Source organism: Pseudomonas sp. SJZ077, from assembly GCF_007993905.1.
In the GTDB taxonomy this organism is placed as follows: domain Bacteria; phylum Pseudomonadota; class Gammaproteobacteria; order Pseudomonadales; family Pseudomonadaceae; genus Aquipseudomonas; species Aquipseudomonas mandelii.
Genome location: NZ_VIUJ01000004.1, coordinates 1 through 22185 on the forward strand (window position 1 = coordinate 1; position 22185 = coordinate 22185).

At 61.0% G+C, this 22185-nt stretch carries 17 protein-coding genes and 1 tRNA gene; 10 read left to right on the forward strand and 8 right to left on the reverse strand.

Translation table 11 applies throughout. The annotated features are described in order from the left end of the window. From FBY01_RS31675 to FBY01_RS08550, 8 genes are all read left to right on the forward strand, one after another. A partial coding sequence (locus FBY01_RS31675) for a hypothetical protein (RefSeq protein ID WP_218571005.1) occupies window positions 1–208 on the forward strand: 208 nt, incomplete at its 5' end. A gap of 55 nt (window positions 209–263) precedes the next feature. Beyond that, a complete protein-coding gene (fdnG, locus tag FBY01_RS08520; RefSeq protein ID WP_145307027.1) occupies window positions 264–3329 on the forward strand; it encodes a formate dehydrogenase-N subunit alpha in 3066 nt (1021 codons plus the stop codon). Beyond that, window positions 3330–4265 carry a formate dehydrogenase subunit beta gene (gene fdxH, locus FBY01_RS08525; RefSeq protein ID WP_145307028.1) on the forward strand — a complete coding sequence of 312 codons (936 nt, stop codon included), beginning with the start codon at window positions 3330–3332 and terminating at the stop codon, window positions 4263–4265. Next, window positions 4262–4915, forward strand: coding sequence for a formate dehydrogenase subunit gamma (locus FBY01_RS08530; RefSeq protein ID WP_010460348.1), 654 nt, complete (start codon window positions 4262–4264; stop codon window positions 4913–4915). Before fdxH ends, FBY01_RS08530 begins: the two co-directional genes overlap by 4 nt. A 5-nt stretch (window positions 4916–4920) precedes the next feature. Beyond that, window positions 4921–5847, forward strand: a complete 927-nt coding sequence (gene fdhE, locus FBY01_RS08535) for a formate dehydrogenase accessory protein FdhE (protein WP_145307029.1) — start codon at window positions 4921–4923, stop codon at window positions 5845–5847. 50 nt (window positions 5848–5897) lie between these two features. Then, window positions 5898–7319: an L-seryl-tRNA(Sec) selenium transferase gene (selA, locus tag FBY01_RS08540; RefSeq protein ID WP_145307031.1), complete on the forward strand. Its 1422-nt coding sequence runs from the start codon at window positions 5898–5900 to the stop codon at window positions 7317–7319. Continuing rightward, a complete protein-coding gene (gene selB / locus FBY01_RS08545) occupies window positions 7316–9223 on the forward strand; it encodes a selenocysteine-specific translation elongation factor (RefSeq protein ID WP_145307033.1) in 1908 nt (635 codons plus the stop codon). The genes selA and selB overlap by 4 nt, the downstream gene beginning before the upstream one ends. Window positions 9224–9229: 6 nt before the next feature. Continuing rightward, window positions 9230–9325: transfer RNA gene (locus FBY01_RS08550), tRNA-Sec, on the forward strand. Window positions 9326–9332: 7 nt separating this feature from the next. On the opposite strand, the gene FBY01_RS08555 is transcribed toward FBY01_RS08550, so the two are convergent. The 5 genes from FBY01_RS08555 to phbB all read right to left on the reverse strand — a co-directional run bounded on the left by FBY01_RS08555 (window position 9333) and on the right by phbB (window position 15305). Then, a complete protein-coding gene (locus FBY01_RS08555; RefSeq protein ID WP_145307035.1) occupies window positions 9333–10655 on the reverse strand; it encodes an OprD family porin in 1323 nt (440 codons plus the stop codon). A 66-nt stretch (window positions 10656–10721) separates the two neighbouring features. Continuing rightward, the gene (locus tag FBY01_RS08560) at window positions 10722–11375 is read right to left on the reverse strand and encodes a hydrolase (RefSeq protein WP_010460339.1); all 654 of its coding nucleotides are present in this window, start codon (window positions 11373–11375) and stop codon (window positions 10722–10724) included. 144 nt (window positions 11376–11519) lie between these two features. After that, entirely contained in the window at window positions 11520–13223 is a 1704-nt protein-coding gene (phaC, locus tag FBY01_RS08565) for a class I poly(R)-hydroxyalkanoic acid synthase (protein WP_145307037.1), read from the reverse strand. 99 nt (window positions 13224–13322) lie between these two features. Then, window positions 13323–14501 carry an acetyl-CoA C-acetyltransferase gene (locus FBY01_RS08570; protein WP_145307039.1) on the reverse strand — a complete coding sequence of 393 codons (1179 nt, stop codon included), beginning with the start codon at window positions 14499–14501 and terminating at the stop codon, window positions 13323–13325. Window positions 14502–14558: 57 nt separating this feature from the next. After that, window positions 14559–15305, reverse strand: coding sequence for an acetoacetyl-CoA reductase (phbB, locus tag FBY01_RS08575; RefSeq protein ID WP_010460332.1), 747 nt, complete (start codon window positions 15303–15305; stop codon window positions 14559–14561). Window positions 15306–15586: 281 nt separating this feature from the next. Between phbB and FBY01_RS08580 the strand changes: the two genes are divergently transcribed. Continuing rightward, window positions 15587–16624 (forward strand): AraC family transcriptional regulator, encoded by a 1038-nt coding sequence (locus FBY01_RS08580; protein WP_010460330.1) that lies wholly within the window; start codon window positions 15587–15589, stop codon window positions 16622–16624. Between the two features lie 179 nt (window positions 16625–16803). On the opposite strand, the gene FBY01_RS08585 is transcribed toward FBY01_RS08580, so the two are convergent. After that, window positions 16804–19272 (reverse strand): DUF3141 domain-containing protein, encoded by a 2469-nt coding sequence (locus FBY01_RS08585; protein WP_145307041.1) that lies wholly within the window; start codon window positions 19270–19272, stop codon window positions 16804–16806. A 242-nt stretch (window positions 19273–19514) separates the two neighbouring features. On the opposite strand from FBY01_RS08585, the gene phaP reads away from it, so the two are divergent. Continuing rightward, window positions 19515–20084, forward strand: a complete 570-nt coding sequence (phaP, locus tag FBY01_RS08590) for a TIGR01841 family phasin (RefSeq protein ID WP_077748474.1) — start codon at window positions 19515–19517, stop codon at window positions 20082–20084. Between the two features lie 38 nt (window positions 20085–20122). Here the strand turns inward: phaP and phaR are convergent, their stop codons facing one another. Both phaR and FBY01_RS08600 read right to left on the reverse strand, forming a co-directional pair. Next, a complete protein-coding gene (gene phaR, locus FBY01_RS08595) occupies window positions 20123–20671 on the reverse strand; it encodes a polyhydroxyalkanoate synthesis repressor PhaR (RefSeq protein ID WP_144443475.1) in 549 nt (182 codons plus the stop codon). A 186-nt stretch (window positions 20672–20857) separates the two neighbouring features. After that, window positions 20858–22126, reverse strand: coding sequence for an OprD family porin (locus FBY01_RS08600; RefSeq protein ID WP_010460319.1), 1269 nt, complete (start codon window positions 22124–22126; stop codon window positions 20858–20860). Window positions 22127–22185: the final 59 nt, after the last annotated feature.

Here is a 22185-nt window from a genome sequence, read left to right on the forward strand (position 1 = left end):
TGGCCAGAGTGATGTTTGCCCTGATGAAAAACCAAACCGAATACAAGCCAAATTCTATGTTTGGGTGTTCCCCCCAAACATAGAATCTCCCACAGGGTTATGCGTGATGGCTGGCATTTGGGCACTGTCCGATGGTCGGTTTTCAGGCAGTCAGTTCTCCCATTGTCTAGAGTTCAAAGTGTCGGTAGCCACGCTGCCGGCACCGTGATCGTCCAGAAAAACCCGGCAAAAGTACCGGGTCTCCACCTGATCAGGAGTGCACGATGGACCTCAACCGTCGTCAGTTCTTCAAGGTCGCCGGTATCGGCCTTGCGGGCTCGAGCCTCGGCGCGCTGGGCATGCTGCCCACGCCTGCCTTCGCCGAGCAGGTACGCCATTTCAAACTCGCCCACACCCATGAAACCCGCAACACCTGCCCGTATTGCTCGGTCGGCTGCGGGTTGATCATGTACAGCCAGGGCGATAACGCCAAAAACGTTGCGCAAAGCATCATCCACATCGAAGGCGACGCAGACCACCCGGTCAACCGCGGCACCCTGTGCCCCAAAGGCGCCGGCCTGCTGGACTTCATTCACAGCCCCGGGCGCCTGCAATATCCGCAGGTGCGCAAACCCGGCAGCACCGAGTGGACGCGCATCTCCTGGGATGAGGCACTGGATCGCGTTGCCGACCTGATGAAGGCCGACCGCGACGCCAACTTTATCGAGAAGAACGACAAGGGCCAAACGGTAAACCGCTGGCTGACTACCGGTTTTCTCGCAGCCTCGGCGGCGTCCAACGAAGCGGGTTATATCACCCACAAGGTCATTCGCAGTCTCGGCATGCTGGGGTTCGATAACCAGGCGCGTGTCTGACACGGCCCGACGGTGGCAAGTCTTGCCCCGACGTACGGCCGTGGTGCCATGACCAATCACTGGACCGATATCGCCAACGCGAATCTGATCCTGGTGATGGGCGGCAACGCAGCAGAAGCGCACCCGTGCGGTTTCAAATGGGTGACCGAAGCCAAGGCGCACAACAAGGCGCGCTTGATCGTGGTCGATCCGCGTTTTACCCGGACCGCCTCGGTGGCCGACTATTACGCGCCGATTCGCACCGGCACCGACATCGCCTTCATGGGCGGGTTGATCAATTACCTGCTGAACGAGGACAAAATCCAGCACGAATACGTGCGCAACTACACCGACGTGTCGTTTATCGTCAAAGCGGGGTACGGCTTCGAGGACGGCATCTTCAGCGGTTACGACGCGGCCAAACGTGTGTATACCGACAAATCCGGCTGGGGGTACGAATTGGGCCAGGACGGTTTCGTCAAAACCGATCCGAGCCTGCAAGACCCGCACTGCGTGTATCAGCTGATGAAGCAGCATTACAGCCGCTACAACATCGAACTGGCGAGCCAGATTTGCGGTATGCCGGTTGATGCCATGCAGAAGATCTGGGAAGAAATCGCCACCTGCTCGCAACCGGGCAAGACCATGACGATTCTCTACGCGCTGGGCTGGACCCAGCACTCGATCGGCTCGCAAATCATCCGCAGCGCGGCGATGGTGCAACTGCTGTTAGGCAACGTCGGCATGCCGGGCGGGGGCGTCAATGCCTTGCGCGGGCACTCCAACATCCAGGGCCTGACCGACCTCGGCTTACTGTCCAACGCACTGCCGGGCTACCTGACCCTGCCGAACGACGCCGAGCAGGATTACACCGCCTACATCACCAAGCGCACGCAAATGCCGTTGCGTCCGGGGCAGCTGTCCTACTGGCAGAACTACAGCAAATTCCACGTCAGCCTGATGAAGGCCTGGTACCGCGACAACGCCACGCTGGAGAACAACTGGGCTTACGACTATTTGCCGAAACTGGACATTCCCAACTACGACATCCTCAAAGTGTTCGACCTGATGGGCCAGGGCAAGGTCAACGGCTATATGTGCCAAGGGTTCAACCCCATCGCCGCGCTGCCTGACAAGAATCGCGTCATGGCGGCCCTGGCCAAGCTCAAATGGCTGGTGGTGATGGACCCGCTGTCCACCGAAACCTCGGAGTTCTGGCGCAATGTCGGGCCGTACAACGATGTAGAAACCGCCGGCATCCAGACCGAAGTCATTCGCCTGCCCACCACCTGTTTCGCCGAGGAGGACGGCTCGCTGGTCAACAGCAGCCGCTGGCTGCAATGGCACTGGAAAGGCGCCGATGGCCCGGGCGAGGCGCGCACCGACGTGCAGATCATGAGCGAACTGTTCCTGCGGCTGCGCCAGCGCTATCAAGCCAAGGGCGGGGCTTATCCCGACCCGATCCTCAAACTGTCGTGGCCGTACAAGATCGCCGACGAACCCTCGCCGGAAGAACTGGCGCGCGAAATCAACGGCACGGCCATCACCGACTACACCGACGCCACGGGCGCGACGATCAAGGCGAATGCGCAACTGGCCGGGTTTGGCCAGCTCAAGGACGACGGCAGCACGGCGTGCGGCTGCTGGATTTTCTGCGGCAGCTGGACCGAGGCGGGCAATCAGATGGCCCGGCGCGACAACAGCGACCCCTACGGCATGCACCAACATCAGGGCTGGGCCTGGTCCTGGCCGGCCAACCGACGGATTCTCTACAACCGCGCTTCGGCCGACCCGCAAGGCAAGCCATGGGACGAGAAAAAGCGCCTGGTGTGGTGGAACGGTAAAGCCTGGGGCGGCACCGATGTGCCGGACTTCAAGGCCGACTCGCCGCCGGAAGCCGGGATGAATCCGTTCATCATGAACCCCGAAGGCATCGCGCGGTTCTTCGCCGTCGACAAGATGAACGAAGGCCCATTTCCCGAGCACTACGAGCCGTTCGAGACGCCGATCGGCATCAACCCGCTGCACCCGCAAAACAAGAAAGCCACCAGCAACCCGGCGGCGCGGATCTTCGATTCGGTGTGGGATTCCCTCGGCGTGGCCAAAGACTATCCGTATGCGGCGACCAGCTACCGGCTGACCGAGCATTTCCACTTCTGGAGCAAGCATTGCAAGCTCAACGCGATTTCCCAACCCGAGCAATTCGTCGAGATCGGTGAAGTGCTGGCCAAGGAGAAAGGCATTGTCGCCGGCGACCGGGTCCGGGTCAGTTCCAAGCGCGGGCACATCGAAGCGGTGGCGGTGGTGACCAAGCGGATTCGTCCGCTGCAGGTCAACAATCAGGTGGTGCACCAGATCGGCATCCCGCTGCACTGGGGCTTTACCGGCCTCACGCGCCACGGTTACCTGACCAACACCCTGGTGCCGTTCCTCGGCGATGGCAACACACAGACCCCGGAATCCAAGTCATTCCTGGTCAACGTGGAGAAAGTCTAAATGGCCAGCCAAGACATCATCGCCCGTTCGGCCACCACCACCGTGCCGTCCTCGGTGCGCAACCAGGAGGAAGTGGCCAAGCTGATCGACACCACCAAGTGCATCGGTTGCAAGGCCTGCCAGGTCGCCTGCTCGGAATGGAACGAGTTGCGCGACGACGTCGGCCACAACCTCGGCACCTACGACAACCCGCACGACCTCAGCGCAGAAACCTGGACCCTGATGCGCTTCACCGAGCATGAAACCGACGCCGGCAACCTGGAGTGGCTGATTCGCAAGGATGGCTGCATGCACTGCGCCGAGCCGGGTTGCCTGGCGGCGTGCCCGAGCCCGGGGGCGATCATCAAGCACGCCAACGGCATCGTCGATTTCGATCAGGACCATTGCATCGGTTGCGGCTATTGCATCACCGGCTGCCCGTTCAACATTCCGCGGATCTCTCAAAAGGATCACAAGGCCTATAAATGCACCTTGTGTTCAGACCGGGTGGAAGTGGGGCTGGAACCGGCCTGCGTGAAAACCTGCCCGACCGGCGCCATCGTGTTCGGCAGCAAGGAAGACATGAAAGAACACGCCGCCGAACGCATCGTCGACCTGAAAAGCCGCGGCTTCGATCACGCCGGCCTGTACGACCCCGAAGGCGTGGGCGGTACGCACGTCATGTACGTGCTGCATCACGCCGACACGCCGACGCTGTACGCCGGTTTGCCGGGCAGCCCGACGATCAGCCCGCTGGTGGAATTGTGGAAGGGCGTGAGCAAACCCTTGGGCTTGCTGGCCATGGGCCTGGCGGTGCTGGCCGGGTTCTTCCATTACGTGCGCGTCGGGCCGCAAGTGGTTGAAGAAGATGAATTGCCGCCGCTCAACGACCCGGCCGTGCATGAAGTCGATCCGTCGGTGCATACCTTTGATCCGCGTGGGGAGGACAGACCATGATCCGCAGACAGATCCTGCGCTACACCCCAAACCAGCGAACCAATCACTGGCTGGTGGCGATCCTGTTTTTCACGGCCGCGCTGTCAGGCCTGGCGCTCTTTCACCCGGCGTTGTTCTGGCTCAGCCACCTGTTCGGCGGCGGGCCGTGGACACGCATCCTGCACCCGTTCCTGGGGGTGGCGATGTTTGTGCTGTTCCTTGGTCTGGTGATCCAGTTCTTTCGGGCGAATTTCTTTATCAGCAATGACCGGTTGTGGCTCCGGCGCGTCGGGCGGGTGATCCGCAATGAAGAGGAGGGTGTGCCGCCGATCGGCAAGTACAACCCGGGACAGAAGCTGCTGTTCTGGATCTTGCTGCTGTGCATGCTGGTGTTGCTGTTCAGCGGGCTGGTGATCTGGCGTGCGTATTTCAGCGAATACTTCGGCATCACCTCGATTCGCTGGGCGATGCTGCTTCACGCGTTGGCGGGTTTTGTGCTGGTGTTGAGCATCATTGTCCACATCTATGCCGGCCTCTGGATCAAAGGCTCGGTCAGCGCCATGGTGCATGGCGGGGTCAGCCGCGCCTGGGCGAAGAAGCACCATGAGCTCTGGTATCGGGAAGTGACCCGGGACGAGCACCCTGAGCGGCCGATCAGCAAAAAAGGATAAGCCCTTTGGCAACCATTCTTGAGCCTGGAGAGATCGAAGCGGCGGCGGGTTCTCCGCCGTTCCTGCACCTGCCACCGAACAACCTGTTCGCGTTGCGGGCGCTGCGCCTGGAAAAACTGGCAGACGGGCACCCACTGGCCGATTACCTGCGGCTGGTGGCGGACCTGTGCCGCGTTCAGCAGGACCTGTTGGACAATCCACCTGACTCGGCGCCACTCGATCCCGAGCGTCTGCGAATGTGCCAGCAACACGGTCTGCCACCGTTCGCTGCCGACAGCCTGGTGCGCGAAGACACCTGGCTGGCGTATCTCGACGCCTTGTTGCAGCGGTACTCGCCACCACCAGACTCCGCCGTCGAGAAAGCCATCGCGTCCTTGCGCAATGCCAACAGCGGGCAACGCAAAGCCTGGGCGATCGCACTGGTCAGCGGCCAGTATTCGCTGCTGCCGGCGGCGCTGGTGCCCTTTCTTGGCGCAGCGTTGCAGGCCGCGTTCAGTCATTGGCTGCTGCACACGCCGAAGCTTGCGCTCAAACCCGGCGACAGCCTCAACCAATGCCCGGCCTGTGGTTCGCCGGCCATGGCCGGGGTCATTCGCCATCGCGGCAAACACAACGGTTTGCGTTATCTGGTGTGCTCGTTGTGTGCCTGCGAATGGCACGTGGTGCGGGTCAAATGCGTGTATTGCGAACAAAGCAAAGGCCTGGAATACGTCAGCCTCGATGACGACCGCCATGCCGCCAATCAGGCGCCGCTGCGCGCCGAAACCTGCCCCGGCTGCCACAGCTACCTGAAACTGCTGTACCTGGAAAACGACGCCGAGGCCGAAGCGCTCTCGACCGACCTGACCAGCCTGATGCTGGACATGCGTCTGGAACAGGAGGGTTACGTGCGCCTGGCACCGAATCTTCTGCTCGCACCGGGAGGCGATTAAGCACAACGGCTACACTCAGGCGCGACAGTTAACGTTTGCGGGAGCGCCTGATGCCTGCCAGATCCGCCAGCCCAGCCTTGCGGCTGCCTTCCATCGACAGTTTGCTGCGCCATCCGGCGTGTGTGCCATTGACCGAGCGCTATGGGCGTGACGCGCTGCTGGCCAGCCTGCGGCAGCTGCTGGATGACCTGCGCGAACCGGTACTGTCAAGCCAACTCGACGCCGTTGAAATCACCCCCGAAGTCTTGGCTGGCAGAGCGGGCGAGCGCCTGGATCTCCAGCATCGCAGCCAGGTACGCCGGGTGTTCAACCTGACCGGCACGGTGCTTCACACCAACCTCGGTCGCGCGTTGTTGCCAGACGAAGCCATCGAAGCGGTGCAAAGGGCCGCTCGCTATCCGCTCAATCTCGAATTCGACCTGCAAAGCGGCAAGCGCGGCGACCGTGACGACCTGATCGAAGGCCTGATCCGTGAACTGACCGGCGCCGAAGCCGTGACCGTGGTCAACAATAACGCCGCTGCCGTGCTGCTGACGCTCAACAGCCTGGGCGCGCGCAAGGAAGGGATCATTTCCCGGGGCGAGCTGATCGAAATCGGCGGCGCCTTCCGCATTCCCGACATCATGGCCCGGGCCGGCGTCAAACTGCACGAAGTCGGTACCACCAATCGCACCCACGCTCGGGATTACGAGGCGGCGATTGGCCCGCGCAGTGGTCTGCTGATGCGGGTGCATGCGAGCAATTACGCCATTGAAGGCTTCACCGCGCGGGTGCCGACGGCCGAGTTGGCTGAATTGGCGCACAAGCACGGGCTGCCACTGCTCGAAGACCTTGGCAGCGGCAGTCTGCTGGACCTGACCCGCTGGGGCTTGCCCGCCGAACCCACGGTGCGCCAGGCGCTAATCGATGGCGCGGACATCGTCACCTTCAGCGGCGACAAGTTACTCGGCGGTCCACAGGCCGGGTTGATCGTCGGCCGCAAAGACTTGATCGCGAAGATCAAGAAGAACCCGCTCAAACGTGCGTTGCGGGTCGACAAACTGACCCTGGCAGCCCTCGAAGCGGTGTTGAGCCTGTACCGCAATCCCGATCAACTGGCCGAACGACTGCCGAGCCTGCGCCTGCTGACCCGACCGCAGGCCGACATTCTTGCGCAAGCCGAACGCCTGCAACCGTCATTGGCGCAGGCCCTGGGCGATGGCTGGAGCGTCAGCGCAGTGGCGGCACTCGGCATGATCGGCAGCGGCAGCCAACCGGTGGCTCGCCTGCCGAGCGCGGCGTTGTGCCTGCGCCCGTTGGTGAGTAAACGCCTGCGCGGCCGGCATTTACTGGGGCTGGAGGCCGCGTTCCGTCAGCTGGCCATTCCGGTGCTAGGCCGGATTGACGACGACGCGCTGTGGCTGGACCTGCGCCAACTGGACGATGAAGCCGCGTGGCGGGCGCAACTCGATCAATTGCAGGTGCCAGGGTGATTGTCGGCACCGCCGGGCACATCGACCACGGCAAGACGGCGTTGCTCCAGGCATTGACTGGCCAGGCCGGCGACCGTCGCCGGGAAGAACGCGAACGCGGCATGACCATCGACCTCGGGTATCTCTACGCCGCATTGGAACCGGGCGCTGCATTGACCGGTTTTATCGACGTACCGGGTCATGAGCGCTTCACTCACAACATGCTGGCCGGAGCCCAGGGCATCGATCTGGTATTGCTGGTAGTGGCAGCGGATGACGGCGTCATGCCCCAGACCCGCGAACATCTGGCAATCGTCGAACTGCTGGGCATCCCTCGGGCGCTGGTGGCGATCAGCAAATGCGACCGGGTCGATCCGGCCCGCGTGCAGGCCGTGCGCGAACAAATCGAAAGTTTGCTGGCGCCCGGGCCGTATGCCGGCGCGCCGCAGATTGCCCTGTCGAGCGTGACCGGGGAGGGCGTCGAGACGCTGCGTCTGGCCTTGCTGGATGCGCAGCGTGATGTGATGCAACGCAGCACCCGTGGCGGTTTTCGTCTGGCGATTGATCGTGCGTTCAGCGTGGCCGGGGCCGGTATCGTGGTGACCGGCACGGCGCTGTCCGGGCAGGTTGCCGTGGGCGATACGCTGATGCTCGGTTCGTTGGGCAAGTCCGTGCGCGTGCGTGGCTTGCATGCGCAAAACCAGGCCGCAGAGATTGGGGTTGCGGGTCAGCGAGTGGCGCTGAACCTGAGTGCCGAGCGCTTGGCACTGGAGCAGATTCACCGTGGCCACTGGCTGGTGTCCGAGTGGCTCTACGCACCGACCCAGCGCCTGGACATCGACATGCGGTTGCTGGCCAGCGAAGCCAAGGCGTTCGAGCATTTTCAAACGGTGCATGTTCACCTGGGGACGCAGGATGTCACGGGGCGAGTGGCACTGTTGGAAGGTGCCAGCGTTGCGCCGGGTGAACGGATGTTCGCGCAAATCCTGCTGAATGCGCCGGTGCAGGCGGTGAAGGGCGATCCGTTGATTCTGCGTGACCAGAGCGCTCAACGAACCCTCGGCGGTGGCCGGGTGCTCGACCCGTTCGCCCCGACCCGACACCGTCGCAGCCCCGAGCGATTGGCGCAGCTGCAGGCACTCGCCACCCGCAATGCGCTGGAAGACGTGCTGCCTGCGTTATTGCTGAACAGTGAAACCGGGCTCGACCCGCGACGCCTGGAGCGTCAGTTCAACCGGCCGCGTGACACCTGGGTCCTGCCCGCCAATATCCGTTTGATCGATACCCGCCAAGGACCCTTGCTGTTCAGCGCTGACCGTTGGGAAGCGCTGAAAGCGCCCTTGCTGGGGCATCTGGCTCGTTTCCACCAGCTCGAACCGGACCAGATGGGCCCCGACCGGGATCGCTTGCGGCGCTTCGCCGGGACATCTTTGGATCGGCCGACTTTCATCAGCCTGGTCGACGAATTACTCACCAGCGGCGCCATGCTGGCCAGCGGGCCGTGGCTGCATTTGCCCGAGCATCAGGTGCGCTTGAGCGAAGAGGACGAAGCGCTGTGGCGGCAGCTGCAACCGTTGTTCGAACAGGCCGGATTCAATGCCCCATGGGTGCGCGACCTTGGCCATGACGAAGTGACGGTGCGCCTGCTGTTGCGAAAAATGGCGAGGCTGGGGCTGGTGCATCAGGTCGTCCGCGACCTGTTCTACACCGAAGCAGTCATTCGCCGATTGGCGGCTATGCTTGTGCAACTGGCCGCGCAGAACCCGGTGATTCAGGTCACGGCGTTTCGCGATGCCGTGGGCCTGGGGCGCAAGCGCAGCATCCAGATCCTCGAATACTTCGACCGGCTGGGCCTGACCCGACGCTTTGGCGACAAGCGCCATCTGCGGCTCGACAATGCCCTGGCCCAGCCATCAGGAAACTGACTTCAAGGAAGGCAATCGCGCCCGGTGGCGCGGCCGGGCTTCAAACCCGGTTGGGGACGGCATCCGTTCCCGGGCAGGTTCGACTCCGGCTGCCTTCCGCCATTTCCCTTCATAGATGCCCGAAATTCAGCGGGTACTGAACGACCACGTACACCCGGTCAATATCATCGCCGGCCTGCGCCGCATTGGCCCGATGCGAGACATGGGACAGTTGCAGCGATAACCCCTTGGCCGCGCCGGACTGCACGATGTAGCGCAGGTCGATGTCGCGCTCCCAATGCCGGCCGCCATCGCCTTGTTGTGGCACGTATTCGCCGATGGACTCATCGAAAGGGTTGTAGGCGCCGCCCTTGGGCGCACGGGTGCCGTCGATCCGGCTGCCCATGACGTAACGGGTCATGAAATTCAGGCCAGGTATGCCGAAGGTGCTCAAATCGAGGTCGTAGCGTGCCTGCCATGAGCGTTCGTGGGCGCCGTTGAAATCGGCGTACTTGATCGAGTTGGCGAGGTAGATCGAGTCGCCGCCGACAAAATCGAACGGCGTATCGCCATTGATTTTTTGATACGCCAGGGTGAAGGCGTGGGCATCGACGGTGTACTTGCCCGACAGGCTGAACGCGGTGTTGTCGATGGCGCCGGCCAGCGCTTTGCCGGTGTCTTGCGTGTGGTAGAGATTGGCGTCGAGGAACACCCCGGGCTGCTTCAGGTGCAGGTTGGCGTAGTACTGATGCCAGGTGTCGCTGAGTTCTGAGGCATAGAGCGCGCCGCCGACGGGGCGTTGGGTGAATAAGTCAGCGCCCAGAAACGTAATGCCTCCGGCTTCGGTGTTGGCGCCGTAGCCGTAGAAATTGCCTTTGCTCGAAGAACTGTCCTGGTTTTTGAACGCGGTGAAATGCCCGGCCAGCAGATTCACGTCATCGATTTCGCGGCTGTTCAATAGAAAGCCTGTGGCGTATTCCGGTTGCAAGCGTTTGTCCGCGGTGTCGAACACCGGGGTTTCCACCATCATTTCACCGAACGCCAAGGTGGTTCGCGAGGCTCTGATTTTCAGTGCGCCGCCGCCACTGGAATAGTTGTCTTCGCTACGGCCGTCATCATTCACGGGCAGCAATCCGGTCCCGGAATGTCCTTTGCCGCCATCCAGCTTCAATCCCAGAAAGGCGTGGGCGTCGAGGCCTAAGCCGAGCGTGCCGGGTGTGAATCCAGATTCAAAAGTGCTGATAAAGCCTTGAGTCCACTCGGCTTTATAGCTTTTACCTGTCGGCGAAGGGGACCGGTAGTCGCTGTTGAGGTAGAAGTTGCGGCTGAGCACGTCAAGCGCCGCGCCGTCCAGAAACCCTCGTGCGGGTTCATCCGCCCAGGCTGTTCCGGCGAACAGCACCGACAACCAAAAGGGCAACCGGGTACGCAGGTCTTGCTTGCCAGACTTCATCATCAATCACCACGCAGCAGCGACTGCGGAGGGTCCGCAGTCGCTCGCTTTTCAGAGGAGGACCGCTTAATGGCCTTCCGAGGCACCGAACATTGTTTTGGCGTAGATCAGGCCAAGACCGTAGGAACCACCGTTGGCAATCGAGGTTTTCACGGTTTCTTCATAGGTTTCGGTACGTGCCCAGTCGCGTTGCAGTTCGAGCAGGTATTGCAGCGAGGTCATTGGACGGGCGCCGATCTGGATCATGCGCTGCATGGCCATTTCATGGGCTTCGGTGCTGACGTCGCCACAGGCGTCGGCAATCACGTAGACCTCAAAACCCTGGTCGATGGCCGACAGCGCCGGGCCGACGATGCACACCGAGGTCCACAGGCCGGCGAGGACGATTTTCTGTTTGCCGAATTTGTTGACTTCGACGGCGATGCGCTCGTCTTCCCAGGTGTTCATGCTGGTGCGGTCGATGACGTTGTGTTCCGGAAACACCGACTTGATTTCGTCGAAGATCGGCCCGGAAAAGCTCTTCTCGGCGACAGTGGTCAGGATGGTCGAGACTTTGAAGCCGCGCGCGGCCTTGGCCACGAGGGCGGCGTTGTTGCGCAGGGTGACGGCGTCGATCGACTTGGTCGCGAAGGACATCTGCGATTGGTGATCAATCATGATCAGGGTGTGGTCGGTCGGGGTCAGCAGGGTTTTGCCGGGAGCAGCTTTGGCGATGGCCATGGCGAGGTCCTTACGGGTGAGTGAGGAGGCCATGGTTGCGCAGATTCAGGCGGGAATATTGAAGCGATGTGCTGTGTTTGGTTATTTGCGAGGACGCCTGAAGAACGGCCCCGCGCAATATCGGTCAGTGCGCGGGGCTGTCGGTCATTGCATCACATAACGCCCGGGTGCCGATTCCAGCGCCGGGTAGTGCGCGTTGCCGATGTGCGACACCGAAGGCTGACGCTCGCCGGCCTGGTCTGCCAGCCAGACAAACCAGTCATTCCACCAGCTGCCGGCCTGTTCCTGGGCATTCATGAACCAGGTGTCGGGATCCTTCGACACTCGATTGTTGGTCCAGTAATGGCGTTTTTCCTTGGCCGGTGGGTTGATCACCCCGGCGATGTGCCCTGAGGCACCCAGCACAAAGCGCTTGGTCCCGGAGAGCAATTGGGTGCTGGCATAAGCGCTGCGCCACGGCACGATGTGATCGTCGTGGGTGGCGAGGATGTACGCCGGTGCATCGATGGCGCGCAGGTTGAGCTTGACCCCGCAGCAGTCCAGTTCACCGGATTTCAGGTCGTTCTGCAGGTAGGTGTGACGCAGATACCAGCAGTACATCGGCCCCGGAAGGTTGGTGCTGTCGTTGTTCCAGAACAGCAAGTCGAGGGGGATGGGTTTCTGGCCCTTGAGGTATTTGTCGACGTTGTAGTTCCACCACAAATCATTCGGGCGCAGCAGCGAGAAGGTGTTGCCCATGTCCTCGCCCTTGAACAGGCCGATGGGGCCCTCCTGACCACCGATGGTGCGCTCGCGGTAGGCCACCAGTTGTTCGTCGACGAAGATGTCGATGGGGCCGGTGTCGAGGTAATCGAGGAAGGTGGTCAACAGGCTCACGCTGCCAATGTCCTTGTCGCCGCGCGCCGCCAGTACCGCCAGCGCCGAACTCAACAGCGTGCCGCCGATGCAGAAACCCACGCAATTGGGGCGTTGTTCGCCGCTGATCTCGCGGGTCACTTGCAGGCCTTTGATGATGCCGGTGTCGATCAGGTCATCCCAGGTGGTGCCGGCGTGCGCCTGATCGAAGTTGCGCCACGACATCAGGAACACCGGGTGGCCTTGTTGCAGCAGATGGCGAACCATCGAGTTGTCCGGGCGCAGGTCGAGGATGTAGTACTTGTTGATCGACGGCGGGACGATGAACACCGGGCGCCGGTACTGGGTTTCGCTTTGCGGGTAGTACTGAATCAACTGGAACAGTTCGTTCTCGAACACCACTTCGCCGGGGGTGTTGGCCAGATCCACGCCGACCTTGAAAGCGCCGCTGTCGCACTGACGCATCTTGCCTTCTTGCAGGTCGCTGGCCAGGTGCAACAGGCCGGTGAACAGGCTGCCGCCCTGAGTGTCGACGACGCGTTGCAAGGCATCGGGGTTGCTCGCCAGAAAGTTGCTGGGCGCCCCGGCGGCAATCGCTTGCTCCACCAGATACAGCAGACGCTGGCGGGGTTTCTTGTCTTTGATCGGCAGTTTATCGAGCAGCTTCAGCAGAAAACCGGCATTGAGCAGGTAGAACGCTGCGAGGGAGCCGAACAGCGGCGTGCTCCAGTTGCCACTGGAAAAACGTCGATCTTCAAAGGAAAACGGCTGGCCGGTCAGCAGCCGCTGGCCCAGATCACCCCATTGGGTTTGATACTCGGCTTGCAGGCTTTCCAGTGTGTTGCGTGGCAGGTCAAACCACTTCTCGTATTCCTGGCCGGTGAACCAAGGATTGGTGCTCACCCACAAGCGTAATTGTTGCACTGCAAAGGAGGCAATGAACGGGACCTGGCCTGACCAGAAGGTGTTGAAGGTGTGCGCGTTATTGTCCATGGAACTCCTTGCCCACATCGGTAAACCGGGCAGAAAAAAACCGCGGTGCCGCCATTCGGCACCGCGTCAGCAGTCAAGCAAGCAGTCCTGTGATTCTTGTTATCGTTCGATGACCAGGCTGACACCATGGCCGCCACCGATGCACAACGTGGCCAGGCCTTTTTTGCCGTCACGGCGAATGAGCTCGTGCACCAGCGACACCAGAATCCGCGCGCCCGACGCGCCGATCGGATGCCCCAACGCAATCGCGCCACCGTTGACGTTGACCTTGGCGGTGTCCCAACCCAGTTCCTTGCCAACCGCCAGTGATTGCGCGGCGAACGCTTCGTTGGCTTCGATCAGGTCGAGGTCGTCCAGGCTCCAGCCGGCTTTTTCCAGCACCAGACGGGTGGCCGGGACCGGGCCGATGCCCATGATCGACGGGTCGACGCCCGCACTGGCGTAAGCCTTGATGCGCGCCAGCACCGGCAAGCCGAGGGCCTGGGCCTTGGCGGCGCTGGCCAGCAGCAACACGGCGGCGCCATCGTTGAGAGTCGACGAATTGCCGGCGGTCACGCTGCCGTCTTTCTTGAACGCCGGTTTAAGGTTGCTCAACGCTTGCAGCGTGCCGCCCGGGCGCGGTTGTTCATCCGTGTCGAACACCAGCGGATCGCCCTTGCGCTGAGGGATCAGGATCGGGGTGATTTGCCCCTTGAAGTAGCCCGCTTCGATGGCGGCGGCTGCTTTCTGTTGCGAGGCGGCGGCGAAGGCGTCCTGATCTTCGCGGCTGACGCTGTACTGCGTGGCCAGATTTTCAGCGGTGATGCCCATGTGGTAGTCGTTGAAGGCGTCCCACAAACCGTCCTGAATCACGCTGTCTTGCAACTGCGCATGACCCAGACGCAAACCGGTGCGTACCTTGGGCAGCACATAAGGCGCCAGGCTCATGTTTTCCTGACCGCCGGCAATCACCAGCTCGGCGTCGCCGCAGCGGATCGCCTGAACCGCCAGTTGCACAGCCTTGAGGCCCGAGCCGCAGACCTTGTTCAGCGTCAGGGCAGGGGTGGTGAAGGGCAGGCCGGCCTTGATTGCCGTCTGGCGTGCCGGGTTTTGCCCCGAGCCTGCGGTGAGCACCTGGCCCAGAATCACTTCATCAATCTGCGTGCCGTCCAGGCCGGTTTCTTCCAGCAGACGGCGGATCACCGCTGCGCCCAGTTCAGTGGCTGGAATCGCGGACAAGGCCCCTTGAAAACTGCCGATGGCGGTACGTGTAGCGGCAACGATTACGACTTCGTTCATGCGTGACCTCATTAAGATGTTGTCGAGCGGGAGCAGGGCGTCCTTGCCCTGATCGGTCTACTGCATGTTCATGCCGCCGTTCACCGAGAAATCAGCGCCGGTGCTGTAGCCCGATTCATCGGAGGCCAGCCAGGCGACGATCGAGGCGATTTCTTCGGGTTGGCCGAGGCGCCCGACGGGGGTGGCGGCGATCATGGTGTCGAGGATGTCCGGGCGGATGGCCGCGGTCATGCTGGTCTGGATGTAGCCCGGGGAGACGGTGTTGACGGTCACGCCCTTGCCGGACACTTCCCGCGCCAGGGCCATGGTGAAGCCATGGATGCCGGCCTTGGCCGCGCTGTAGTTGGTCTGGCCGAACTGGCCTCGTTGGCCGTTGATCGAGGAGATATTGATGACCCGTCCCCAGCCCTTGGCCAGCATTCCTTCAATCACCTGCTTGGTGGTGTTGAACATGCCGCTCAAGTTGGTGCCGATCACGGCATTCCAGTCCTCGGGCGTCAGCTTGCGGAAGGAGGCATCCCGGGTGATGCCGGCGTTGTTGACCAGCACATCGATCGGGCCGAATTGTTCTCGCGCCATCTCGAAGGCCTTGCGCGTCGACTCCCAATCGGTGATGTCGCCGTAGATGCATTCGAACTGATAACCCGCCGCCAGTTGACCGGCAATCCAGTCGTTTTTGCGGGCGGAATCCGAGCTGCAACCGACGATGACTTTGAACCCTTCCTTGTACAGGCGCTGGCTGATCGCCGTACCAATCCCACCCATACCACCTGTGACCAACGCAATACGACCAAGCGACTTCATAAGCTCCGTTCCTCTTTTTTGTTTTGCGCTGCAAGATGGGCGATTGTTCGGTATTGGCGGGGGATGCGGAAGTGTTTGGAGGTGACGGGCTGGTGTCCAAAGGCGCCATGGCTGGTTTAGTTGCATCCGGGCGACGAATGGCCGGGAACAGTGGCGAAAAATGAGGATTACCTATACTGGGATCAATATTGGCAACGGAACCACTCGTTAATATTTGATTTATTTCAGATCAGTCACGGCTCCGGACAGGATGTCCGGTTCCACAGGTCATTGAGGACGCCATGTATAAAATGAGTTCAGGCTATGCCAGCGTGCTGGTCAATACGCTCTCGGCCCAAGGACTGGATGTTGCCAGTCTGTGTCGGGAGGCTGGACTAGACATTGACCTCGCGGACCAACCAGGTGCGTTTTGCGAGCGAAAGGCCATCTATCGACTCTGGGAGCTGGCCGCCGAAGCCTCGGGCGATCAGGACATTGGCTTGAGGGCCTATGGCAGTTTCCACCCCGGCAGCTTTCAGATCATCGGCTACACCATGATGTCCAGCCTGAATCTGAAAAACGCCCTCGAACGCCTGGTCCGTTTCAGTCCGCTGATTGGCACCGGGTTCAGCCTTTTCTTTACCGCCGAACAGCAACATTACCGGTTGTCCGGGCTCGATCATCAGCAGCAGGGTTCGGTCAAACCGCGCCAATACACCGATGCCGGGCTGGCGTCGTTGTTGGGGTTCTGCCGCAAGCTGGCGGGCGGCAACGCACCGCAACCCTTGAGCGTCGAATTCACCTATCCAGAACCCGAAGACACCACCGAGCATCGACGGCTGTTTGGCTGCAATCTGCAGTTCAACGCGCCTTACGACAGCATTTTGTTTGACGGGCAGGAATTGATGCGACCGTTGAGCATGGCCAACGAAACGCTGGCGGTGCTGCATGACAGTTTTGCCGAGGCGCAACTGGACCTGCTGTTTGGTTTTTGCATTGTCGGGCGAATTCGCGCGCTGATTACCGAGCGCCTGAGTCAGGGCCAGGGGCAATGCGACATGGAATCGATTGCGGCGGCCTTGAACATCAGCAAGCGAACGCTGCAACGAGCGCTGGAAAAGGAAGGGACACAGTTCAAGGACGTGCTGAGCGCGGTGCGCCGGCAACTCGCTGATTTCTACCTGCGCCATTCTCACTTCAACATGAAGCATGTCGCCTATCTCCTTGGCTTTCATGACCACAGCAGCTTCAACAAAGCCTGTAGCCGCTGGTTTGGCATGACGCCGGGGCAGTATCGGTCCGATGAATCGTTCGAGATCCAGGAAGCCGCGCCGGTGTGACGCGGTGAACTGCTCTAACATTTTGTCGACAACGACCCCCGTGGGAGCGCGCTTTTGTGGCGAGGGAGCTTGCTCCCGCTGGGTCGCGAAGCGGCCCCAAAAGCCATGCGACTGCTTCGCAGCCGAGCGGGAGCAAGCTCCCTCGCCACACACATAGGCTCGCTCCCACAAGTTACTCATCAGAGAGCAGGAGGTTTCTTCGCGGCTTTTTTGCCCTTCGCGGGTTTGCGCGTTTTTGTCAGCGTTCCCGGGGCAATTGGCTCAGCGACGACCACGGGGGCGCTTTGTTTGGCGGGCTCTGGTGCGACGACCGCGGTTTTCGGCTTGATCGGCTCCGGGGTTGTCGTCGGGGTGTCCTCCTCGACAACATCGGCTGCGCCCGGAGGTTGAGTCAGGTTGGACCCCGGCAGTGGCACGTCGAGCAGTGTGTGCAGCTCACACCAGAACGGATTGTCTGCGCCGCTGGTCAGCAGTTCCGGCAGCATGTTGGCGACGGCGGCCAGCACTTGCTGGCGTTCTTCGACCTCGGCCAGCATCAGGGGCAGACTTTGCAGGCTTTCCTGCGGATGGGTGGCGACCAGCAGTTTTTGCAGGCGCAGGGTTTCGCGCAAGTCCAGCGGCTCGGCGCTGTAGTCCTGCAGCAGCACCTGCAATTGCAGGATGAGTTTCTCGACGCTTTGCTTGCCCGGTTCGTCGCTGTCGCGGCCCAGCAGGAACAGGATCCGGATCAAGGCTTCCATCAAGCCGCCGAGGGGCAGGGCGTCCTGAAGGCGGTCGATCAGGACTTTATCGTGCTGCTCGGCATGCGCCTGGAGATTGCGAGCCGGTACGTTGCCGGTAAGGCTGTTGAGCACGCCATACACGCCGTAAAAGCTCATTTCCTGAGCGGCATCACGCAGGTCCCGATAGCCGTTCAAGGCATCCTGTATCTGGTTGGAAAACAATGCCTGCCAGGCCAGCAACGGATTGGACGGGTTTGCCGGCTGACGGTTCTTGCTCACCTGGGAGGCACTGCCTGCCAACCACCAGAGCGCCGGGTTCAAACTGTTCCACATCACCTGTTGCTGGTGAAACGGGTGGGCCTTGCGCATCAGCTCGGCGGTCGGCTCGTTGATCAACTGGCGCAACCACGGTCTTACAAACCCGTCGTAAAGGGTGTTGTTGAAATCAGAGGCACGCTCGACCAGCGCGAATTCGCGATCATCGTCACGGGGCGCCTGCGCGTCACCGTGGATGTCGGCGATACGTCGTCGCTCGAAACGCACGGCGTAGGGCGTTGGCGAATGTTCCGGCAGGTCCTCGATGAGCATTTCATAGAGCCCGCCCGGCAGTTCGTTGATCGCGTCGACGGCGCCCAACAACTCCCGGTGCTCACGCCGCGCGACTTCGCCGGAAACAAAGATGCCCAGATGGCCAATGCTCGCGTGCCGCAGGTAAACGATGGTGCGACCGGCATTTTGCAGGGCGAGATCGCTGGGGTAGACGTCGGTGATCCAGTCCAGTGCTTGCTGCGGCGAGGTGATGTTGTCGCCATAGGAACAGAACACCACCACCGGCACTTCGATGCGTTTGAGGTCGAGCCCGCTGCTCTTGCGCCCAAGGCCGCCGGACAGTTGATTGCCGATGAACAGGTCATCGACAATCATCTCGATCTCTTCGCCATTGAGCAGGGTCGGGCTGCCCCACCAGCGTTCGAAATCGAGGAAGCGCGGGGCCTCGCTGTCGACTTCGCTGAACAGGTGGTAGTACTTGCCCCACCAGGTGTTGGCCGGGTCGAGGCTTTCGAAATTGCTCACCAGCCAAGTGCCGTCGAAACGGTCATTGCCCAGGTCGCTGCCCAGGCGTGCCATCCAGCCGCCGCCCAGCAAACCGCCGGTGTAGCGCATCGGATTGCGCCCATTGACGCCCGCCCAGTACGACAAAGGCGCGCCATTGACGATGATCAGTCCCGGCAGTTCCGGACGGGTCGCCGCCAGGCCCATCAAGGCCCAGCCGGCCTGGCAGTTGCCGATCACCACGGGTTTGGTGCTGGCGGGGTGTCGCGCGCTGACCTCTTCGATAAACCGCGCCTGGGCTGCAACGATGTCCGCTAGGGTTTGCCCGGGGCGTGGCGAATGGCTGAACGAAATGAAATAGGTCGGGTGGCCGGCGCGCAGGCTTTCGCCGATGACCGAATCCTGTTTGAAGCCACCGATCCCCGAGCCGTGGCCGCCGCGTGGGTCGATGATGATCACCGGCTGCTTTTTGCTGTCGAGCTGTTGCCCGGGGCCCGCGATGATCTGCAGCAGCGAGTAGTTGACCGGGCGCGGCAGGTCTTCACCGGCAATCAGGGTTTCATGGTTGAACTTGAGCAGCAGCGGATACCCGGCGCGTTCGTGGGCCAGGGTGTTGTCGCCGCGCTGACGCAAGGTGTCCCAGAACAGCACGCTGCGTTGGCCAAGGTCGGTGAAGTATTCCTGCCAGTCAGCGGCGGTCGGCTGCCGGAGTTGTTCAAGGCTTGAAGGTGCGTAGGTTTTGGCCTGGCGCTGTTGCACGGCGTCAATAACGTTGCGGGTATTGAGGCGCTGCAGATGGTTCAGGTGCTCGAACACACCGGACGCAGTCGAAAGCCCTTTATCTTGCAGCGCAATATTTTCTTCCTGACCCATCGTGAACTCCTGACGCCATGCGTGGGAACGTTGCCCTGACTAATAGCAATCAAGCCGGTCGTTCGATTTTCACGAGTGTATAGGGAATAACGGTCAAGGAAGCGAACTTTATTGTGCGCCGCACAAAATAGCCGTTGCCAAATAGTTTTGTGCACTGCAATATCAAGGCTAACGCGATGTCTGGCAGGATCGCTATCGCGTCCTCAGGCCCATCCGGGCCTTCCAGAACCAGGAGATAAAGCATGTCTTTTTTCAATTCGGAAAAACTGCAAACCGCTCAGAAAGCCAACCTCGATCTTTTGCAGCAGATCAGCGGCAAAGTCTTCGCCAGCGTTGAACAGCTGAGCCAGTTGCAGTTCAAGGCACTGCGCGACTCCACCGAAGAGCACTTCGAAGGCGTACGCAAGCTGCTGGCCGTGCGTGATCCACAAGGTTTTGCCGATTTGCAGGCATCGTTTACGCAGCCGAGCGCGCAGGCCGAACGTCTGGCCGAGTTCAATCGTCAGGTTCAAGCGCTGATCGTGGGCACGCAGTCGGACATCGCCAAACTGACGTCGAGTCAGGTCGAGGCGGGCACCCAGCAGGTCAATGAGTTTGTTGAATCGATCAGCAAGAATGCACCGGCCGGCTCCGAGCCTGTCGTGGCTGCATTCAAGTCGGGCCTTGCCAATGCCAGTACCGTGTTTGAAAGCGCACAGAAAGCCGTGAAACAGGCTTCCGATGTAGCTCAGAGCAATTTTGACGCCGCCACTGCCGCTGCCACCAAAGCAGCACCAGAAGCGAGCGCCAAGGCCACCAGCGGTAACAAGTAAGTCATTTCAGGCCAGCGGCACAAACGATGGCGATGGGTTTATTCCCCATCGCCATTTTTTTTCGGCCCGTTATCGGTGCCGGGCTTGGCGCCAAACATGCCGAACAGGTTCTGGGTATTGAGGTACAAGGCCTTGGACTGGTCGACATACTGGCGCATCAGATCCTGCATGACCGGGGCCTGTTGATGCATGAAGTCGCTCCAGGCTTCGGATGACTGCGCGCCGGTCTGGGACTGGATGTCGATGACAGTCTGGATGCTTTTATCCAGGTAGCTGCCGAGCACACCCTGGTACGGACCGTAGAACTGGATAATCCCCATCAGCATCTCGCTGGTGAAGATCGGCTCGCCGCCGCTTTCGGCTTCCAGAATCACTTGCAGCAGGATACTGCGCGTCAGGTCTTCGCCGCTCTTGGCATCGACCACCTTAAACGCAACTTTATCGACGACCAGTTGGCGCACATCCGCCAGCGTCAAATGACTGCTGGTGTGGGTGTCGTAGAGTCGGCGATTGGGGTATTTCTTGATCAGGCGGGGGGTGGTATCAGTCATGCGGGGCGTCTCGCGGCGGGCCTGGTTTGCAGGCATCTTAACCTACTCTCATGTTTGGCGCCTTTGAGGCCGCCTTCGCGAGCAGGCTCGCTCCTACCGTTGACCGCGTTCCCCTTGTGGGGGCGAGCCTGCTCGCGAAGAGGCTCGCCATCTCAGCGAAAATCCACAACAAAAAGGGGAACTGCGCCGCCAAGCGAGTCCCCCCTTGTGAAGCCTGAATCGTTACCAGATCGGCAGGGTGTAGCTGACAATCAAGCGATTCTCATCCAGATCGCTGCCAAAGTTGGTCGAACGCACCGTCGCATTACGCCATTTCACCCCGACATTCTTCAGCGGACCGCTCTGCACGACATAACCAATGTCGGTATCACGCTCCCATTCCTTGCCTTCGGGGCGGTTGCCGCCCAGGTCGATATTGTCGCCAGTGATATAGCGGGTCATGAAGGTCAGCCCCGGCACACCCATGGCTGCAAAGTTGTAGTCGTAACGCGCCTGCCAGGATTTTTCGTCCTTGCTGGCGAAGTCACCGATCTGCACGAAGTTCACCAGAAACGCATCGGTGCCGTTGATGTAGGCAAAACCGGTGTCGCCGCTCATGCCTTGATAACCCAGGCCAAACGCGTGACCGCCGAGGCTGTAGGTGAACATGGCGCCAATCGCATTGTTGTCGACATTGCTGCCGCCATCATCCGTGGAGCGGGCAAAGCGCAGGTCAGTCTTGAACGATTGCCCCGTCGTTACCGGCATCACGTAGGTCAGGTTCACCAGGTGCTGGCTATAGAAGTTGTCGAGGTGGCCGTAGCTGTAGCCGGTGGCGAGGTTACTGGTCCATTTGTAGTTCAGGCTGGCGAAATCAAAGCTGTCGCTGTCGAGGTGCCGCGTGGTGATGCCTTTGGCGCCGGTCCGGGTGATGCCCATGTCCTCGTAGTCCGAGGAGTCACGCTGATTGACCTGGGTTAGCCGCCCGGCATCCACGGTCAAGCCTTCAATCTCCAGCGAGTTCAATTGACCGCCCTTGAAGGTTTGTGGCAACAGCCGTGAATCGTTGGCCAGCACCGTCGGCAATTTCGGCAGCAGCGTGCCGAGTTTCAGGGTGCTTTTGGAGGCGCGCAGTTTAGCGGTCAATCCCAGTTCGCCGTACTCGTCCTGAGCGCCTTTGCTCGTGTCGCGATGGCGTTTGAGCAGGCCGGAACCGGCGCGATCAGGACTCGAATCAAGCTTGACGCCGACCAGGCCGATGGCATCGAAACCGACACCGACCAAACCGTCGGTGAAGCCCGACTCATACCGCAGCAGGAAACCCTGGGCCCATTCCTCTTGTTTGGATTGGGCGGCGTTGTCCTGGCGATAATCCCGATTGAAATAGAAGTTGCGCAGCTCAAGGCTGGCCTTGCTGTCTTTGACAAAGTCAGCCGCGGCGGGGGCCGAGAGGCTGATGACGCCGCCGGCCAGCAATAGTCGGGTAGCGAGGATGCGGGTGTTGCGGTCCATGGTGAAGCCCCTTTGTTTTTATTATGGAAAGACAGGTCCCGCGGCCCTCGCCGGGTGGA

Bases quoted from the DNA above. Each gene is read 5' to 3' on its own strand.
- fdxH (WP_145307028.1), top strand. From the start codon at position 3,330: ATGGCCAGCCAAGACATCATCGCCCGTTCGGCCACCACCACCGTGCCG.
- FBY01_RS08530 (WP_010460348.1), top strand. From the start codon at position 4,262: ATGATCCGCAGACAGATCCTGCGCTACACCCCAAACCAGCGAACCAAT.
- selA (WP_145307031.1), top strand. From the start codon at position 5,898: ATGCCTGCCAGATCCGCCAGCCCAGCCTTGCGGCTGCCTTCCATCGAC.
- FBY01_RS08555 (WP_145307035.1), bottom strand. From the start codon at position 10,655: ATGAAGTCTGGCAAGCAAGACCTGCGTACCCGGTTGCCCTTTTGGTTG.
- FBY01_RS08560 (WP_010460339.1), bottom strand. From the start codon at position 11,375: ATGGCCATCGCCAAAGCTGCTCCCGGCAAAACCCTGCTGACCCCGACC.
- phaC (WP_145307037.1), bottom strand. From the start codon at position 13,223: ATGGACAATAACGCGCACACCTTCAACACCTTCTGGTCAGGCCAGGTC.
- FBY01_RS08570 (WP_145307039.1), bottom strand. From the start codon at position 14,501: ATGAACGAAGTCGTAATCGTTGCCGCTACACGTACCGCCATCGGCAGT.
- phbB (WP_010460332.1), bottom strand. From the start codon at position 15,305: ATGAAGTCGCTTGGTCGTATTGCGTTGGTCACAGGTGGTATGGGTGGG.
- FBY01_RS08580 (WP_010460330.1), top strand. From the start codon at position 15,587: ATGTATAAAATGAGTTCAGGCTATGCCAGCGTGCTGGTCAATACGCTC.
- FBY01_RS08585 (WP_145307041.1), bottom strand. From the start codon at position 19,272: ATGGGTCAGGAAGAAAATATTGCGCTGCAAGATAAAGGGCTTTCGACT.
- phaP (WP_077748474.1), top strand. From the start codon at position 19,515: ATGTCTTTTTTCAATTCGGAAAAACTGCAAACCGCTCAGAAAGCCAAC.
- phaR (WP_144443475.1), bottom strand. From the start codon at position 20,671: ATGCCTGCAAACCAGGCCCGCCGCGAGACGCCCCGCATGACTGATACC.
- FBY01_RS08600 (WP_010460319.1), bottom strand. From the start codon at position 22,126: ATGGACCGCAACACCCGCATCCTCGCTACCCGACTATTGCTGGCCGGC.